At 41.9% G+C, this 18,191-nt stretch carries 16 protein-coding genes and 1 other annotated feature; of the genes, 15 read left to right on the top strand and 1 reads right to left on the bottom strand.

Features of this window, described 5'->3' with window-relative positions; translation table 11 throughout:
- Nucleotides 1-14: 14 nt before the first annotated feature.
- The 3 genes from hemB (at nucleotide 15) to spoVID (ending at nucleotide 3,444) form a co-directional block, all read left to right on the top strand.
- A complete protein-coding gene (gene hemB / locus HBHAL_RS13075) occupies nucleotides 15-992 on the top strand; it encodes a porphobilinogen synthase (RefSeq protein ID WP_014643911.1) in 978 nt (325 codons plus the stop codon).
- A gap of 29 nt (nucleotides 993-1,021) precedes the next feature.
- A complete protein-coding gene (hemL, locus tag HBHAL_RS13070) occupies nucleotides 1,022-2,305 on the top strand; it encodes a glutamate-1-semialdehyde 2,1-aminomutase (protein WP_014643910.1) in 1,284 nt (427 codons plus the stop codon).
- Nucleotides 2,306-2,436: 131 nt separating this feature from the next.
- Nucleotides 2,437-3,444, top strand: coding sequence for a stage VI sporulation protein D (gene spoVID, locus HBHAL_RS13065; RefSeq protein ID WP_014643909.1), 1,008 nt, complete (start codon nucleotides 2,437-2,439; stop codon nucleotides 3,442-3,444).
- Here the strand turns inward: spoVID and HBHAL_RS22070 are convergent.
- Nucleotides 3,441-3,629, bottom strand: coding sequence for a hypothetical protein (locus HBHAL_RS22070; protein ID WP_041601371.1), 189 nt, complete (start codon nucleotides 3,627-3,629; stop codon nucleotides 3,441-3,443). The two genes, spoVID and HBHAL_RS22070, sit on opposite strands and share 4 nt — an antisense overlap.
- 100 nt (nucleotides 3,630-3,729) lie before the next feature.
- Nucleotides 3,730-3,959 (top strand) — a binding site (T-box leader).
- A 57-nt stretch (nucleotides 3,960-4,016) separates the two neighbouring features.
- Here HBHAL_RS22070 and HBHAL_RS13055 point away from each other — a divergent pair.
- The 12 genes from HBHAL_RS13055 (at nucleotide 4,017) to minD (ending at nucleotide 18,059) form a co-directional block, all read left to right on the top strand.
- On the top strand, nucleotides 4,017-6,659 hold the full coding sequence (locus tag HBHAL_RS13055; RefSeq protein ID WP_014643907.1) for a valine--tRNA ligase: 2,643 nt from the start codon (nucleotides 4,017-4,019) through the stop codon (nucleotides 6,657-6,659).
- 57 nt (nucleotides 6,660-6,716) lie between these two features.
- Nucleotides 6,717-8,003 carry a bifunctional folylpolyglutamate synthase/dihydrofolate synthase gene (locus HBHAL_RS13050; RefSeq protein ID WP_014643906.1) on the top strand — a complete coding sequence of 429 codons (1,287 nt, stop codon included), beginning with the start codon at nucleotides 6,717-6,719 and terminating at the stop codon, nucleotides 8,001-8,003.
- A gap of 75 nt (nucleotides 8,004-8,078) precedes the next feature.
- Nucleotides 8,079-9,812, top strand: coding sequence for a sensor domain-containing diguanylate cyclase (locus HBHAL_RS13045; protein WP_014643905.1), 1,734 nt, complete (start codon nucleotides 8,079-8,081; stop codon nucleotides 9,810-9,812).
- Between the two features lie 907 nt (nucleotides 9,813-10,719).
- Nucleotides 10,720-11,472, top strand: coding sequence for a prepilin peptidase (locus HBHAL_RS13040; RefSeq protein ID WP_014643904.1), 753 nt, complete (start codon nucleotides 10,720-10,722; stop codon nucleotides 11,470-11,472).
- A gap of 152 nt (nucleotides 11,473-11,624) precedes the next feature.
- A complete protein-coding gene (locus HBHAL_RS13035; RefSeq protein WP_014643903.1) occupies nucleotides 11,625-12,467 on the top strand; it encodes an SPOR domain-containing protein in 843 nt (280 codons plus the stop codon).
- Between the two features lie 162 nt (nucleotides 12,468-12,629).
- Entirely contained in the window at nucleotides 12,630-13,196 is a 567-nt protein-coding gene (locus HBHAL_RS13030) for a Maf family protein (protein ID WP_014643902.1), read from the top strand.
- A 59-nt stretch (nucleotides 13,197-13,255) separates the two neighbouring features.
- Nucleotides 13,256-13,927, top strand: a complete 672-nt coding sequence (gene radC / locus HBHAL_RS13025; RefSeq protein WP_041601678.1) for a RadC family protein — start codon at nucleotides 13,256-13,258, stop codon at nucleotides 13,925-13,927.
- Nucleotides 13,928-14,086: 159 nt separating this feature from the next.
- A complete protein-coding gene (locus tag HBHAL_RS13020) occupies nucleotides 14,087-15,127 on the top strand; it encodes a rod shape-determining protein (protein ID WP_014643900.1) in 1,041 nt (346 codons plus the stop codon).
- Between the two features lie 11 nt (nucleotides 15,128-15,138).
- Entirely contained in the window at nucleotides 15,139-16,020 is an 882-nt protein-coding gene (gene mreC, locus HBHAL_RS13015; RefSeq protein WP_014643899.1) for a rod shape-determining protein MreC, read from the top strand.
- On the top strand, nucleotides 16,017-16,544 hold the full coding sequence (gene mreD, locus HBHAL_RS13010; RefSeq protein ID WP_014643898.1) for a rod shape-determining protein MreD: 528 nt from the start codon (nucleotides 16,017-16,019) through the stop codon (nucleotides 16,542-16,544). The genes mreC and mreD overlap by 4 nt, the downstream gene beginning before the upstream one ends.
- A gap of 38 nt (nucleotides 16,545-16,582) precedes the next feature.
- Nucleotides 16,583-17,269 carry a septum site-determining protein MinC gene (gene minC / locus HBHAL_RS13005; RefSeq protein WP_014643897.1) on the top strand — a complete coding sequence of 229 codons (687 nt, stop codon included), beginning with the start codon at nucleotides 16,583-16,585 and terminating at the stop codon, nucleotides 17,267-17,269.
- Nucleotides 17,262-18,059 carry a septum site-determining protein MinD gene (gene minD, locus HBHAL_RS13000; RefSeq protein WP_014643896.1) on the top strand — a complete coding sequence of 266 codons (798 nt, stop codon included), beginning with the start codon at nucleotides 17,262-17,264 and terminating at the stop codon, nucleotides 18,057-18,059. The genes minC and minD overlap by 8 nt, the downstream gene beginning before the upstream one ends.
- Nucleotides 18,060-18,191: the final 132 nt, after the last annotated feature.

Genomic DNA, 18,191 nt, shown 5'->3' with positions numbered 1-18,191 from the left:
AGGGAATCGATACTATGGCAGAGTTAGATTTTAAACGCCATCGCCGTCTGCGGCGCACAGAGTCAATGAGAGCACTAGTTCGGGAAACGCATTTACGTAAGGACGATTTGATCTTCCCTATATTCGTAGTTGAAGGGGAAGGGGTTAAGAATGAAGTAGCTTCCATGCCTGGGGTTTATCAAGTGTCACTTGATTATTTAACAGAAGAGATGAATGAATTAACCCGAGTTGGTGTTCGTTCTGTTATTGTTTTTGGAGTGCCGAATGAGAAAGATGAAGTAGGCAGCCAGGCTTATCACGAAGAAGGAATCGTTCAAAGGTCCATTCGTCTGATTAAGGAAGAGGTTCCTTCATTAACTGTAATTGCAGATACGTGTTTATGTCAGTACACAGATCACGGGCATTGCGGTATCGTTCGTGAAGGCGATATTGACAATGATGAATCGCTTCAATATATTACTCGGACAGCAGTTACTCAAGCTGAAGCAGGGGCGGACATAATCGCACCTTCCAATATGATGGATGGTTTTGTCACCGCTATTCGAAAAGGACTGGATGAGGCCGGGTACAGCCAGATTCCGATCATGTCCTATGCAGTGAAATATGCTTCTTCATTTTATGGTCCTTTCCGGGATGCAGCTCATAGTTCTCCGCAATTCGGTGATCGAAGAGCCTATCAGATGGATCCATCGAACCGATTGGAAGCCATTCGGGAAGCAGAATCGGATGTAGAAGAAGGTGCAGACTTTCTTATCGTGAAGCCTGCTCTTGCTTATTTAGATATTATGAGAGAAGTTAAGGATCGCTTTAATCTCCCACTCGTTGCTTACAACGTGAGCGGAGAGTACTCTATGATTAAAGCTGCCGCTCGAAATGGCTGGGTGAATGAGCAGGAAATTGTTCTCGAAAAGCTTACCGCTATGAAACGGGCAGGTGCTGATCTCATTGTTACTTACTTTGCCAAAGATGCAGCTAAATGGTTGGACGAATAAACCACTGATTTTAGAAAGGATGAGTCACTATGAAACAATTTGACCGCTCTTCAGCTGCTTATAATAAAGCGGTGGATTTAATGCCGGGCGGAGTTAATTCTCCGGTGAGGGCATTTAATTCTGTAAACATGGATCCTATATTTATGGAAAAAGGAAAAGGGTCTAAACTGTATGACCTGGATGGTAACGAATTCATCGATTATGTACTTAGTTTTGGACCTTTAATCTTAGGGCATGCGGATGAAAAGGTAGTAGAGTCTTTGAAAAAAGTAACCGAGCAAGGTACGAGCTTCGGTACTCCTACCGAAATTGAAAACCATCTTGCAGAGTTAGTTATTGAACGTGTTCCATCCATTGAAATGTTAAGAATGGTCAATTCAGGTACAGAAGCCACAATGAGCGCCCTGCGTGTTGCCCGTGGGTACACTGGTCGTGACAAAATTCTAAAATTCGAAGGGAATTATCACGGGCATGGTGATTCTCTCCTTATCAAGGCAGGCTCCGGTGTTGCCACTTTAGGACTGCCTGATTCTCCTGGAGTTCCAGCATCCATTGCTCAAAATACGATCACGGTTCCTTATAATGATTTAGAAAGCGTGCGCTATGTTTTTGAAGAATACGGAGAGGACTTGGCGGCGGTCATTATTGAACCAGTATCGGGAAATATGGGTGTCGTCCCTCCTCAGGAGGGTTTCCTGCAGGAACTTCGCGAATTAACAGAGAATAATGGAACTGTACTGATTTTTGATGAAGTAATGACCGGATTTCGAGTTGGCTATCATAGTGCACAAGGTCATTTTGGTGTTACCCCGGATATGACCTGTCTTGGGAAAGTGATCGGCGGCGGCTTACCTGTCGGAGCATATGGAGGTAAGCGTCATATTATGGAACGAGTGGCCCCGGTTGGAGACATCTATCAAGCTGGTACTTTGTCAGGAAATCCATTAGCTATGACAGCTGGTTACGAAACGGTTTCGTCGATGACAGAAGAAGCTTATGAAGGAATTAATAAAAAAGTGGACCGACTGGTAGAAGGATATGAAAAAGCGGCCAAAGCAAATCATATTCCGTTAACGGTTAACCGGGCAGGATCTATGGTAGGATTCTTCTTTTCAAATGATCCTGTAATCGATTTTGAAACAGCGAATGCTTCTGATCTCGAAATGTTTACACGTTATTATCAAGGGATGATTGAAGAAGGAATCTATCTTCCCCCTTCCCAATTCGAGGGACTCTTTCTATCAACGAAGCATACAGAGGAAGATATAGAGAAAACAATCAGGGCAGTAGAAAAAGTATTTGCATCCCTGTAAATAAGAAATGTACTAGGCATGGCCGTATTCGGTCATGCCTTTTTCTGCACCCTCCATGTATATAAACTCAGTTACCGCATAAGTTGGTAATAGAGGCTTGGGTTTATTATATTCTGGGAGGGGCAAATCCATTGAAAAATAAACAAAACGTATTTTCTTTTTATTTAGACGAAGCGATATGGTTTAAGGAAGGACAGGGAGTCAGGGAACTAATTGGAATCTCACTGGAGCCTGAAATCGTAATTGAGGAAAATGGAGATGAAGTGCGTTTAAAAGGAACGGTTGATCTGGCGGGAGAATACGTACCCCACCAATCTGATCAAAAATATGAAGAGGCTGCCCCGCTGCAGTCGGTAAGGACAATGGATCGTGTGGAATCAGGCGAAGAAGGGGTCTATTATTTTTCCCATTCATTCCCTGTAGAAATTACAGTACCGCTCGAAAGGATTTCCAGTCTGGAAGATGTCCTCATTGATATAGAAAGTTTCGATTATGAACTTCCAGCGAATAATCAGCTAAGGCTGCATGCTCATTTAAATATAAACGGAGTCGAGCAAAAAGCAAATGCCGCGGATAACTCGGAGACGTTTGATGAGTCGGCGACCCTTGGCCCGGTCGATTACAAAGAAGAACGTAAGGAAAAAGAGAATCCTGTAGTTCCTGAAAGGGAAGCCCCTGTGGTTCAGCTGACGAATCGGAATGATCTGTCGGCTCAGGAGATAGAAGCAGATGAAGAAGGACGATGGCCTCATAAAAAATCACAGAATTTCGCAGAATTTTTTGGTCATGATAAAAAAGAAGAAACGCTTGAGGTCTCATCTGAAAGTACTAGTGTGTGGCATGAAAATATAGCGGAAGAAAATGTGAGCGCTTCTTCATCTTATATGGAATCCTCGACTAAAGGCTCTGAGGAAAAAGAGGAAGCTCCAGGTGGACTTGATGGAATCAAGCAGATATTTAAACACCTGTTTCCTAACCGGGAAGAGACTTACACTCAAATGAAAATGTATATCGCTCAAGAAGATGAAACGCTAGCTTCTATTGCTGAAAAATATGAAGTATCCATCCACCAGTTGGAAAAAGTAAATGAACATAGAGATGAAGTTTCCCCTGGTCAAATTGTGTATATTCCTAGTTAAATCCATTTATAGCGAAAAGCGAGAAAAACTCCGACAATAATTCCTAATAAGAAGACGTCAAATGTTGTAGGAAAAAAGATTGTCCGGATACATTGGAAAACCAGAATTGGCAATAAAGCTTTTTCGATAACAAATAAACAAGTACGGCACCATGGTGGAAGACGATAACGGTATAAGCGGCTCAACGACCATCAACCTCCTTTCATTGCATATTTACGTTTTTTTCACAAATAGTTGACTAACATAATCATTTCTATATACAATATGTAATAGAAGTATTATACGTGAAATGCCATGACAGGGAAGAGTACATGGACATATCCTTCAGAGAGGAAAACGGATGGTGAGAGTTTTCCAGGATCTATGTTGGTGGAAGGTCGCCCTTGGAGCAGCTTCTTTGAACGAAAAGTAGAAGGAGCCGGTTAGAAGCCGTTATTTTTTTAAGTGTACAGATATGCACAGCTTGTCTGTAAATTAAGGTGGTACCACGGAATTAGATCTCTTTCGTCCTTTTGAGGACGAAGGAGATTTTTTATTTTATTAAAATAGATGATAAAAGGAGGAAGATCCATATGAATCAAACAGATCTTTCAATGCCCACTAAGTATGATCCGGCAGCCGTTGAAAAGGATCGCTATCAGTACTGGGTGGACGGTAAGTTTTTCGAAGCGTCAGGAGATAAGAATAAGGAACCTTATACCATTGTTATTCCCCCTCCGAACGTTACAGGTAAATTACATTTAGGTCACGCATGGGATACGACTCTTCAGGATATTTTAAGTCGTGTGAAGCGGATGCAGGGATACGATGTCCTCTGGCTGCCTGGGATGGATCATGCCGGTATTGCCACACAAGCCAAAGTAGAAGCTAAACTGAGAGAATCCGGAACTTCCCGCCATGAATTAGGAAGAGAAAAATTCCTTGAGAAATCATGGGAATGGAAGAAAGAATATGCTCAATTTATCCGAACTCAATGGGAAAAGCTAGGTCTTGGTCTCGATTATTCACGCGAACGATTTACACTGGATGACGGGTTGTCCGAAGCGGTTAAAGAAGTGTTTGTTAAGCTTTATGAAAAAGGTTTAATTTATCGAGGCGAATATATTATTAACTGGGATCCAGCTACTCGTACCGCTCTTTCTGATATTGAAGTAGAGTATGAAGATGTCCAGGGAGCTTTTTATCATATGCGCTACCCGCTGAAGGATGAAGAAGGCGGAATTGAGATCGCAACAACACGGCCCGAAACGATGCTTGGAGACACGGCTATTGCTGTTCATCCCGAAGACGAACGCTACCAGCACTTAATTGGAAAGAAAGCTATATTGCCTATCGTGGGAAGAGAAATTGAGATTGTGGCAGATGATTATGTAGATATGGAATTTGGTTCAGGTGCTGTTAAAATCACTCCTGCTCATGATCCGAATGATTTTGAAATTGGAAATCGCCACAATCTGGAGCGTGTCCTCATTATGAATGAGGATGGCAGTATGAATAAGAATGCAGGAAAATATCAGGGAATGGATCGATTTGATTGCCGCAAGCAAATTGTTAAAGATCTTCAAGCAGAAGGCGTGCTTTTTGAAATTGAAGAACACCTTCATTCAGTTGGTCATTCCGAGCGCAGTGGGGCTGTTGTAGAACCTTATCTGTCTACTCAATGGTTTGTGGATATGAATCCCCTGGCTGAAGCTTCTGTAGATTTGCAGAAAGGGGAAGACAAAGTACAATTTGTGCCTGACCGCTTTGAAAAACCTTATTTACACTGGATGGAGAACACGCGTGACTGGTGTATTTCCCGTCAGCTTTGGTGGGGCCACCGAATTCCTGCCTGGTACCATAAAGAGTCAGGTGAGATATATGTAGGCAAAGAAGAACCGAAAGATCCGGAAAACTGGATACAGGATGAAGATGTTCTTGATACGTGGTTCTCCTCTGCTCTTTGGCCATTCTCCACTATGGGGTGGCCGGATGAAAAAAGTGAAGATTATAACCGCTACTTCCCGACTAATGTATTGGTTACCGGCTATGACATTATTGGCTTCTGGGTAAGCCGCATGATCTTCCAATCCATTGAATTTACAGGACGTCGTCCATTTGAAGATGTTCTTATCCACGGACTGGTTCGAGATGCGGATGGTCGTAAGATGAGTAAGTCCCTTGGGAACGGTGTAGATCCAATGGATGTAATCGACCAGTACGGTGCGGACTCGCTTCGATACTTCCTATCGACAGGATCTTCACCTGGTCAGGACTTGCGCTTCCACTGGGAAAAAGTAGAATCAACTTGGAATTTTGCTAATAAAATTTGGAATGCTTCCAGATTTGCCTTAATGAACATGGGTGATTTGAAGTACGAGGATATTGATTTATCTGGTGAAAAGTCTGTAGCTGATCAGTGGATTCTGACTCGCTTGAACCAAACCATTCAGCAAGTTACACAAAATATTGATAAATATGAGTTTGGTGAAGCCGGAAGACAGCTGTACAACTTCATTTGGGATGATTTTTGCGATTGGTATATTGAAATGGCTAAGCTTCCTTTATACGGGGAGGACACGGCAAGAATTCATACCACAAGGTCTATTTTAGCTTACACGCTTGATCAGATCATGCGTATGCTGCACCCGTTTATGCCATTCATTACCGAAGAAATCTGGCAGCATCTGCCTCATCAGGGGGAATCCATCACCCAGGCTTCATGGCCTGAAGTACGAGATGAATTCCATAACGAGCAAGCCGTTCAAGAAATGGATCGTCTCGTTTCCATTATCCGCTCGGTTCGTAACATCCGTGCAGAGGTAGACACTCCGATGTCTAAAGAAATTCAGTTAATGATTCAGGCGAAGGACGAAAATGTGGTTAGTGAACTTGAAAAGAACCGTGATTACCTCGAGAAGTTCTGTAATCCAAGTGAATTAACGATTGCAACTGATCTTCAGGCTCCTGAAAAGGCTATGTCATCTGTTATTACAGGCGCGGAGCTATACCTTCCTTTAGCAGGCTTAATCAATATTGAAGATGAAATCAAACGCCTGGAGAAAGAATGGAAAAAGTGGGATCAGGAAGTCAGCCGTGTTCAGAAGAAACTGGCTAATGAAGGATTTGTGAAAAAAGCACCGGAACATGTTGTAGAAGAGGAACGTGAAAAAGAGAACGACTATTTAGATAAGCGTACCAAAGTTGAAGCGCGTATCGAGGAACTAAAAGCATAAATGAAGCTGGAGGGTATTCTTAGGAGTACTCTCCTCTTTTTGAAAAGAGGGAATGACATGCCAAACTACCAGGAAGCCATCCAATGGATACATTCTAGAGAAAAATTTAAAGTCAAACCTGGATTAAAGCGGATGGAGTGGATGATGGAAGAACTGGATCACCCAGAGAAAAAGCTGAACGCTATTCACATCGCGGGCACAAATGGAAAAGGCTCGACAGTAACTTTTTTAAGTAATTTACTCCAAACGCAAGGTTACGATGTAGGAACATTCACATCCCCCTACATTAAAAGGTTTAATGAAAGAATCAGTGTTAATGGGGAAGCCATTCCTGATGCTGAACTTGCTGCTTTAACAGAAGCAATCAAACCTTTGGCAGAAAAATTGAAAGACACATCTCTTGGTGAACCAACAGAATTTGAAATTATTACGGCCATGGCTATGCTTTACTTTTCTCAGAAAAAGCTTGACTTTGTATTGTTTGAGACCGGTCTAGGTGGTCGGTATGATTCCACGAATATCATTCAGCCCCTTTTAACAGTAATTACAAATATCGGACTTGACCACATAAATATTTTAGGGAATACACGTGAACAGATTGCCTACGAAAAAGCAGGGATAATCAAAGCCAATACTCCATTGATTACTGGCGCTAAAGAAGAGTCTGTCTTAAGTGTTTTGAAAGAGCAGGCTTCGGTTAAGGAGGCTCCTGTGTCAATCTTAGGGAAAGATTTTCAAGTGGAACATATAAAAAGCTCACTTGAAGGGGAATCCTTTGAATTTATAAATTCATCCTTTCATTCCGGAGATCTGCTTAGTCCTATGAAAGGCCGCCATCAGGTAGATAACGCAGCTCTCGCCCTCCAGACGATGGAGCAACTAAAACAAATGGGGGCAGATATAAATCGTACTCGATACAGCAGAGGTTTGCTTAGAACTTACTGGCCGGCCCGTTTTGAAACCATTTGCACAAATCCTGTAACCATTATTGATGGCGCTCATAATGAAGAAGGGACACGGGCTCTTGTGGATACCATGAAACGGCATTTTAGTGGAAAACGTGTCCATCTTATTTATTCTGCTTTAGAAGACAAACCAGTGGAAACTATGCTTGAGATTCTAAAAGAGATAGTCGATGTCGCCTATATGACTACCTTTGAGTTCCCAAGAGCTATGACAGGCAGTGAGCTAACTGAGCTCTCCCCAATAGCTGATACTATAACTGTCTCTGATTATGTTCAGGCAATCAGGCAAGCTATGTCCACGATGAAAACAGGAGAAGTTTTACTCGTCACGGGATCCCTCTATTTTATATCAGAAATAAGGAAATATTTTGAATATTAACCCCTGGTATGGTACCATTTTAGTTACTTAATTTTTCCTATAATAGGAAAATATTGTCAAGGGTGGGGTGCAAGGATGGAAAGGGACAAAAGAATCAAGATATGGGTACTTTGGGCTTGTCTATGGCCTTCGAGCATCTACTTGCTGTATCGTTCGCTGGATCCACCCCTCCAAGTAAATATATGGGAAATTGGGGCTTTTGTCATACTTGCTTCCATCGTAGCCCTCTTTCCTCTGCGAATCGGGGATAACCCTGTATTCTTTACTCATGGAATTGCATTTGCGGCTTTTTTACAATATGGATTATTTGTAGAAATTATCATCTCCCAAGTATCTTTGCTCTTTTTACTTTTGAAGGTTCGCGTGGACCGCACTTCCTCTCATCGAATTCCTATCAATTTCCTGATGTTTCTTGCTATATCCGTCCTATCAGCTCAAGTATATTATGCTTTGGGCGGAGAGCATGCGGGAGAAGCCGTTTCCTCTATAACGGATGCCATCCCGATCATTACATATGCGTTATCACAAATTGTTCTCAATCAGCTTTCGTTGAAAATAATTACAAAGATAATCTATAAGCAGAAAATCGTTTGGTGGGACAGCGGTTTTGTCTGGGACATAGCCACTGCAGGTATTGTGCTCCCTGTTGGGTTTGTCCTTTATATTGTTTTCCTTGAATTTGGGATAAGTGCTATGTTCTTTGTTGGAATTCCTTTTATCTTTATTTCCGGAATGCTAATGCTCTTTCATAATAGCAATGAGATTAATTCCTACTTAAAGAGAACTAGTAAGATTGGACATGAACTTACGGGGAAACTTGGGGTTAAAGATGTTCTTGACTTATTTGTAGACCGCCTCAGCGAATTGCTGCCTCTTGATTATATTTATGTTTATGATGTATTATCTGAAAATCAATTAAAGCTAATCCGCTTCTTTGATCGTTCCGGGGTAATGAATTTTTCAGAGGTGCAGATGAACAGGGGGGAAGGCGTTAGCAGGGCAACATGGAAAAAATCCGGTAGCTTCCATTATAAAAAGAGAGCTGAGTGGAAGCATATGACGAATTCATCTACTCCTGAGAATGCGGAAAGTGTCCTTTCTGTACCTGTAGAAAGAAATAACGAGATTGTAGGCATTATAACTATTTACTCTAAAAAGAAGCGGGCATTTGTACAATTTCAGTTTATGATTCTTAGGATTCTTAGCAATTACCTGGGGGTTGCTATCGATAATGCGAGGCACTATGAGCAGCGCAAAGAAGAAAGTGAACGATGCCCTCTTACAGGCCTTTACAATTATCGTTACTTTGAAAATTATTTGCAGGATTTATTTTTGCAATGGGAAACTGATGATATAAAGAAGCCAATTGCTCTTATTCTTTTAGACATTGATCATTTTAAGCAAGTTAATGATACCTATGGGCATGAAAGTGGGAATGAAATTCTTTGTCTGCTTTCTGAAAGGCTTCGAATGGTTTTAAGTAATCGAGGAGTTCTTGCTCGTTATGGCGGAGAAGAATTTGTGATTCTTCTTCCCGGATATGCGGCTGGTCAATCCATTAATTTAGCGGAAGAAATTAAACATGCCATATCTTCAGAACCTTTCTATTCTCACGATCACATATTAAGGTGGGAGAAGGTACAGGAGATTAACGTTACGGCCAGTATAGGAGTCGCGGTTTATCCAGATGATTGTGAAGAGCCCTTAGAATTAATTCGCCATGCGGATCGAGCGATGTATGTAGGTGCGAAGCAGCAAGGAAGAAATAAGGTAGCAAATTATAGTCAAATGAACACAAACGTCCAATAATCGTTATTGGGCGTTTTTAATATAGTATTAAACACTGGCTGTGCTTTTTTATTAAGAATTTATTATACAATCGAGCCGGATAGTTGAAAACTCAGTTTCGAGATGTTGTGTGGAAAAGGGGCTCCAGGGAACGGCTCGCTTTCCGCGGGCATGTGCTGAGCTTCCTCAGGCTTAACAGCCCTGCGGGATCTCACCGATCATGTTCATCCCGCAGGAGTCTTCGCCGTTCCCTTCCGCCCCTTTGCGTTTATGGAGAGCTCGAAAACCTTTCCGTAATCGCCTTTCAATGAACGAGATCCACACTGGTTTTCACGTGTGTTTACGTGTAGGGGCCCTGTTATAGAAGCATTTGAGGCAGATGCAGCATGGCTCCTTTCTCCTATAGCAGGGTCCGCTCATCAGCTATCGTTCGGGCGGCGAAGGAAACGACGAGACTCCCGCGGGAGAAGGAGCTAGGCGAGACCCCACAAGGAGTGGTAACGACTGAGGAGGCTTATTGTTAAAGGAGGATCGACTAAAATCGCCACGTCCTGTGGCAACGTCGATCGACCCTACGTCTTGTAGGGCCGTAGGAAGCGAGTTGTTTCTGTAGCCGACCTCATCCTTTTTTGGCAACGGACCCGAGTTATCTCGAAACTAAGTCTTACACAACCGGGAGCTTGTCTGTAATAACTCACTATAAGTTTTAACAAAATTGGTATAATGAGAGAGGACAGACTGAGCTTCTTATTTTATAATTGAATGTAGTTAATGAGAAAGGAGGAAATAGTCAGTTAAAAAAGAATAAACCCACTCCTATGGATCCCCCACAGTACTCTACAACAAAGGCGATAAGCTAACTTAACAAAAACATCCTTCTAGTATTACCATCTCCCCCAAAAAATTATCGATCCGAAAGGAGAAATTGATGAACACTTTGCTCTCCCTCTATATATTTACAACTGGGCTGATTCTAGGCTCTTTTTACCATGTAGTCGGAATTCGACTGCCAGTAAGAACTCCCTTTCTTACTGGCCGCTCTCAATGTCCTCATTGTCAAACTAAGTTGCAGCCTATCGATCTGATCCCTCTTTTCTCTTATCTTCTCACCAAAGGTGCATGCAGGCATTGCTGTAATCACATATCCCTCTCTTATCCACTCGTAGAAGCCTTAACAGGAGTTTTGTTTTTATTTTCATACATCGTTTATGGATGGAACCCCACCTTTTTTGGTGCCTGTTTACTCATTAGTTTAAGTATCATGGTAACTGTCAGTGATCTTAGATACATGCTAATTCCAGACCGTCTCCTTATATGGTTTGCAGCTTTATTTATTATCTATAGATTCGTATATCCACTTCACCCCTGGTATTCCTCAGTTAGCGGAGCGTTTATTTCCCTTCTTTTGATTGCTTTTATTATTATTCTTAGCAAAGGAGGGATGGGTGCTGGAGATATGAAACTTTTAGGAGTGCTTGGAATTCTCCTTGGAACTCATCATGTACTGGTGACGTTTTTTATAGCTGTATTCATCGGTACGGTGACTAGTCTGCTCATGGTCAGTTTGAAACGCAGTGGTCGTAAAGACCCCGTGCCATTTGGTCCTTCTATTGTTTCTGCGGCAGTTATTGTGTATTTTTATGGAGAAAATTTAGTTGTTTTATACCTGTCATCCTTTTAGGCCTGGGTACCTCAAATCGTATATTTGTTAAGAAGCTTACTGGACGGAATAGGCAACAAGTGAAATTGTCGAAAAAAACCTGACAAATTTCAACGTTGTTTTTGTGGTTGCTGTGATAGGGTTGGGACAAACCTTGCAGGAGTGATTAAACGATGGATTCGAATAAAAAAATAACCATATCTTTCCGCAATGAAAATGAAAAAGTTCCTGAAAATGAAATAATCCAGGCGAAAGAGGAGGTTGCGGCTTCAGACCCACGACCAAATCAGATAGAAGAGATACCGGTATTAGAAATTCGAAAACCACACCAATCACCCACTAAGAAGAAGAGGTATGAGAAAAATTCAGTAAAGTATCTGGTCATTGCTGCTTCATCAGCACTCTTATTAAGCTTAGGACTTGGTTTTCTACTCCTGCGCATGTTTGTTAGCCTGACAGACGAAACTACAGCGGGTAAAGAAATGGTGCCTGCCTCAGTTCCTTCTGAAGAAGCCGTTACAGAGCAGGTTGCTGCTGTAAATCCCAACGCTGTTGAAGCCTACTTGGTTCAGGCAGGAGTGTTTACAACAGAAGAGAAAGCTGTCCAGTGGAAAAGTAAATTGACTGCTCTTTCTGTTTCTTCTATGGTTTGGGAAAGGGATCATCAGTTTTATTTATTTGCAGGAAGCGCGCAGACAGAGACTGAAGCTTCTCAAATAGCTGCGGAGTTATCTGCACGTAATATCGAAACCTACGTAAAACCCTGGTCTGTATTGAAGGGGGAAGGCTCCTTTAAAGGAGAAGAAGCCAAAACTTTTGAGTTTATGATCGATCACTTGGAGAATTTTTCAATTGATCAGCTTTCCGATGCAGATCGTCAGAAGCTGCTTAGTACCCTGGAGAAACAGGAACCCAATTCTCCGTTAATCTCCCCACTGCAAGAATGGGAGCAACGTGACGATTATCATTTGAATTGGCTGAAGGTAGCTTATTCTCTTGAAAAAATGATGGAATAGAAAATAAAGGTCTCTCAATGTAACGAATTTTTAAGAATTTCACTATTGGATTCTTCTTTTTTACTTGTTTTTGGTAACTGGAAATTTGGTTTATGTAAATCAAAGACTAACAGAGATTCCTGTAAAATAAGAATACCTCATGTAGAGTAAGGAGCTTAGTTAATGCCAACACTTATACTTGGATCGCAATCACCCAGAAGAAAAGAATTACTTAAAGAAGCCGGGTACGAGTTTTTACTGCGAGTCTCCGGAACAGACGAAGAATTAGAAATAGGTGTTCTGCCAGAACAAGCGGTCAGTTATTTATCAAAGCAAAAAAGCTTGGCTATCCCTATTGAGGAAAATGAAGTACTGCTTACAGCCGATACCCTCGTGTCCATAGATGGAGAAATCCTTGGAAAACCCGCTGAAGAGAGTGAAGCTATTCGTTTTCTTACGAATTTAAGCGGTCGCACACATCAAGTGCATACAGGAGTCACAGTGCGTTCTAAGGAACACATCCATACATTTGTTGTCAGAACAGATGTGACGTTCTTTTCCCTATCGGATAAGGAAATTCATAAGTATATGGAGTCAGGGGAAGCCTGGGATAAAGCAGGTGGTTATGGCATACAGGGGAAAGGAGCGCTTTTTGTAAAGTATATTCAAGGAGATTACTACAGTGTAGTAGGCTTACCTATAGCTAGAGTTGTAAGAGAGCTTGAAGCCTTTGGTGTGCTGCTGGACTAACGTTCTCTACATGAGGAATGAGTTGTAAGGGAGCGAAGAGGGTGACAAATGCAAGTATTATGATTAAGGATGTACCCAAGGAGGATCGTCCCAGAGAAAGACTTTTGGAAATAGGCGCATCTCATCTTTCCAACCAGGAACTACTTGCCATTCTTTTAGGAAGCGGCACTAAAAGAGAGTCAGTTATGGATTTGGCTCAGCGTCTTCTTATTCATTTTGAAGGGATTTTATTACTAAAAGATGCGACTCTTGAAGAATTGACTGCTATCAGGGGGATCGGCGTAGCAAAGGCCGTTTTGATCATGTCGGCTATTGAGATAGGGAAGCGGATGCAGCAAATGAAGCCGGTGGAAAGATATATGATTCGCAGCCCTGAAGACGGAGCCGATTTCGTTATGGAAGAAATGCGTGACTTAAAACAGGAGCACTTCATTTGTTTATTCCTGAATACTAAAAACCAGGTACTCCATCGCCAGACCATCTTCATCGGAAGCTTGAACGCTTCGATTGTTCATCCTCGTGAGGTTTTTAAAGAAGCCGTGAAACGCTCGGCTGCCTCCATTATATGTGCCCACAACCATCCTTCGGGAGATCCTACGCCTTCTCAAGAGGACATTCAGGTAACAAGACGATTGCAGGAATGCGGAAAGATGATCGGTATCGAACTACTGGATCATCTTGTTATAGGAGATCGAAAGTTTATATCTTTAAAAGAAAAAGGATACTTGTAACACTATCTATTTTATCTAATTTTTCGTATAATTGAATAGATGGAGATAAAAGGCGCCATTTATAGGAACTTCTTATAAATAGGCGCTTCTTCTAATCCACGAAAAGGCTTATGCCTGACCCCGCCTGAGCAATGCGGGCACTTAGAAAGGAAGATTGAATTGGGTCTATTTGGTTTTTCTCAAGACTTAGGGATTGATTTAGGTACTGCGAATACACTTGTTTATCTAAAAGATAAAGGGGTTATTGTAAGGGAACCTTCTGCTGTAGCCAAAAATAATCAAACAGGTGAAATTCTGGCCGTAGGGAATGAAGCTCGTAAAATGATCGGCCGTACTCCTGCGTACATAACTGTCATTCGTCCAATGAAGGACGGGGTCATAGCGGATTATGAAACCACAGCTCAAATGATGAAATACTACATTCAAAAAGCGCTGAAAACCAGATCTTCATTTGCAAGTAAGCCCAACATTATGGTCTGTGTTCCATCCGGTATTACTATGGTGGAAGAACGTGCAGTCATTGATGCTACTAAACAAGCAGGTGCTAAAGAAGCATTTCCAATAGCGGAACCTTTTGCAGCAGCGATCGGAGCTGGACTTCCTGTATGGGAGCCTACAGGGAGTATGATTGTAGACATTGGCGGAGGTACTACGGAAGTAGCAATCCTTTCCATGGGTGGAATCGTAACCAGTCAATCGATACGTGTAGCCGGCGACGAAATGGATGAATCTATCATTCAGCACGTCAGGAAAAAATATAACCTTATGATTGGGGAAAGAACGGCAGAAGAAGTAAAAATGGAACTCAGCGGTGCAGGTAGTATTCAGGGAAATGATGAAATGGATATTCGCGGCCGTGACCTGCTTACAGGTCTTCCTAAAACGATTACGGTTCACTCGGAAGAAATTATTAATGTCGTTAAGGATACAGTGGATACAATTATTGAAACGATTATTAATACGTTGGAAAAGACTCCTCCTGAACTTGCTTCAGACATTATGGAACGCGGCATTGTCTTAACAGGTGGTGGAGCATTACTTAAGAATTTGGATACTGTCATCAGTGAACGTACAGAGATGCCTGTCTTCATTGCAGAAGAACCACTGGATTGTGTAGTCATTGGAACTGGAAAGTCTCTCGAAAATATCCACCATTTCAGAGCCCAGCCTAATGTAGCAAGCCGAGCGAAAATGGAGTAGGCGGTCAAGATATGCCAAGCTTATTCCGAAGAAAAAGATTAATGGCAGTATTAATTGGCTTCATTGTATTGGTTGCTTTGATCGGATTTTCGATTCGGGATCGTGACTCTTTAACTACGCCTGAGAAATTCTTTAAAGACACGGTAGGATGGATGCAGAGTATTATCCATAAACCTGTTAGTCTAGTTGACAACTCCGTGGACAATATTCAAAATATGTTTGAAGTGTATGAACAGAATCAGGTTTTAAAAGCACGTCTTTCCGAGTACAAGGGCGTTATCAAAGATAATCAGCGGTTAAAGAATGACAATGCGGAGCTGCGAAAAACGATGGAGAAAACAAAATCTTTGAGTGATTATTCACCTATCCAGGCGACAGTTATAGCCAGAAGCTCGGACAGGTGGTTCGAGCAGATGACCATTAACCGAGGTGAAGAACATGGAGTCGCCAAGGATATGGCGGTGTTGACCAGTGAAGGAATGGTAGGGAAAATTAAATCCGCTGGAGCCTTTCATTCGACTGTTCAGCTATTGAGCGGGTTTGATCGTTCCAATAAGATTTCATCCTGGGTGGTAAGAAAAGATAAAAACGAGGCATTTGGTTTAATAGAAGGTTACGATGGAGAAAGTGGCAGGTTACTGTTGAAAGGGATTAAGCTGGACGAAGAATTGAAAAATGGGGATACAGTTATCTCTTCAGGTCTCGGCGGTGTTTTCCCTAGTAATCTGCGAATTGGTACAGTGGAAGAGGTTGTTAACGATCATTTCGGTTTAACGAAAACCGCATACGTAAAACCTTTTGCTGATCTATTTAATATCAACCATGTTATCGTGGTTGACCGCTCGATGCAGACCGTTGAAAATGAGGATCAGAAAGAGGATGGAGATTCATGAAAAGGTATTACATCGCTCTGATCTGTCTGCTTCTTCTAGTTATGCAGGGGATGGCTATGAGTTTATTACCCTCTAAGCTTGTATATTCAAATCTATTAATGACTCCTCACTGGGTACTTCTTTTCTTATTAATAGTGGCTATATTTTTTGACCGGGACAAAACTTATTTTGCGGTCTGGTACGGGATGGCATTTGGTCTATTGCTCGATATTGTATATACTGGCATACTTGGAGTTTACATGGTAACTTATGGGCTGGTCATCTACGTGATCCACGGTATTAATAAGACGATTCATTCGAATTTTATCGGAGCTTCACTATTAGTGATTCTGGGGATCATTTTATCCGATACATTACTATACGTAATCTATTCATTTGTACAAATCACTTCCATGCCATGGGGTACTTACCTTATCCTGCGACTGCTGCCTACTGTGGCAGCTAATATGATCTTTTTTATTATTTTATATCCTGTCGTGAAGGATCGGGTTAAACAGTGGTCAGAAGTAATAAATAACGCTTAGAATTTTTGTAAAATGTCTAAGGTCTGAGGTGACAGCCTGTGACGGCAAACGATCAGAAAGTATTAATTAAAGGAACTAGAGATGGATTGACGCTTAGTTTAGACGATCAGTGTGCTTACAAGGATATTCTTAAGGAATTACAAAGTAAGCTGTCTATGAAAGGCATTACTGATGAAGAACCTATGATTCACGTGACAATTCAATTAGGTAAACGTTTTGTGACGAACGAACAGAAAGAGGAACTTGTCGACCTTATTAAAGAAAAGCAAAAGCTTGTGGTCGATCGTATTGAATCTGATGTCATTACGAAAAAAGAAGCTCTTGAATGGAAAGAGAATACAGAAATTACTCCCATCGCCAAAACCATTCGTTCTGGACAATTGGTTGAGGTGCGCGGGGATTTGCTGTTAATTGGAGATGTTAATCCAGGTGGTAGTATATCGGCGACTGGCAATGTATATGTGCTTGGCAGCCTCAAAGGTGTGGCTCATGCCGGGGTTGAAGGTGACACAGAGACGGTGATTGCTGCCTCTTATATGCAGCCGAGCCAATTGCGAATTGCCGACCAGGTGAGCCGTGCTCCTGATTATGAAACGGAAGGTGTATATATGGAGTGCGGATTTATTGATGAAGAAGAAGGAAAGATTCGCATCGACCGCTTACAGGAAGTTGTGAAGAAGAAACCCGAGCTTGCGAGTTTTGAAAGGAGAATGAGGAATGGGTGAAGCGATAGTAATTACCTCCGGAAAGGGAGGGGTTGGAAAGACCACAACTACCGCCAATCTGGGGACCGCTTTGGCCTTACAGAACAAAAAAGTTTGTCTGGTGGATACTGATATTGGTCTCAGGAATTTAGATGTTGTGATGGGGCTTGAGAATCGTATTATCTACGATATTGTAGATGTAGTAAATGAGCGTTGTAAAACGAAACAAGCTCTTGTAACCGATAAACGTTTTGACTGTCTGCATCTATTGCCGGCAGCCCAGACTTCTGATAAATCCGAGGTATCTCCGGAAGGAATTAAAGAAATTGTAGAAGAGCTAAAGCAAGACTATGACTACATTATTATCGATTGCCCTGCCGGAATTGAGCAAGGGTATAAAAATGCTGTGGCCGGCGCTGATAAAGCTGTGGTGGTTACAACTCCTGAAAAATCAAGTGTTAGGGACGCAGATCGCATAATTGGACTTCTTGAACAGGAAGAAATAGAAGCTCCGAAACTTATTATAAATCGTATAAGAAATCACATGATGAAAAGCGGAGACATGCTGGATGTAGACGAAATCGTTTCGGTCCTATCCATCGATTTGCTTGGTATCGTGGTAGATGATGACTCAGTCATTACCGCATCTAATAGCGGAGAGCCAGTAGCAATGAAGCCAAATTCCAGAGCTTCGATAGCTTATCGGAACATCGCCCGGAGAATATTGGGTGAAGCAGTGCCGCTAATGAATTTAGATGAAGATAATGGAATGTTCTCAAAAGTAAAACGCTTCTTTGGAATGCGCACTTAAAGTTTGGAAAGAGCGGCCTGTTTTTGATAAAAAAGGCCGCTCTTTTCTTTGGGCAGCGGACAAGCTTTTACACATATATCCCTCTCTATCTCCATAGAATGTAAAAAAAGGTGGCGGAAAGAGAGGGATTAT

It is taken from the genome of Halobacillus halophilus DSM 2266, assembly GCF_000284515.1.
GTDB classification, from domain to species: Bacteria; Bacillota; Bacilli; order Bacillales; family Halobacillaceae; genus Halobacillus; species Halobacillus halophilus.
This window is presented reverse-complemented; position numbering and strand designations above follow the sequence as displayed.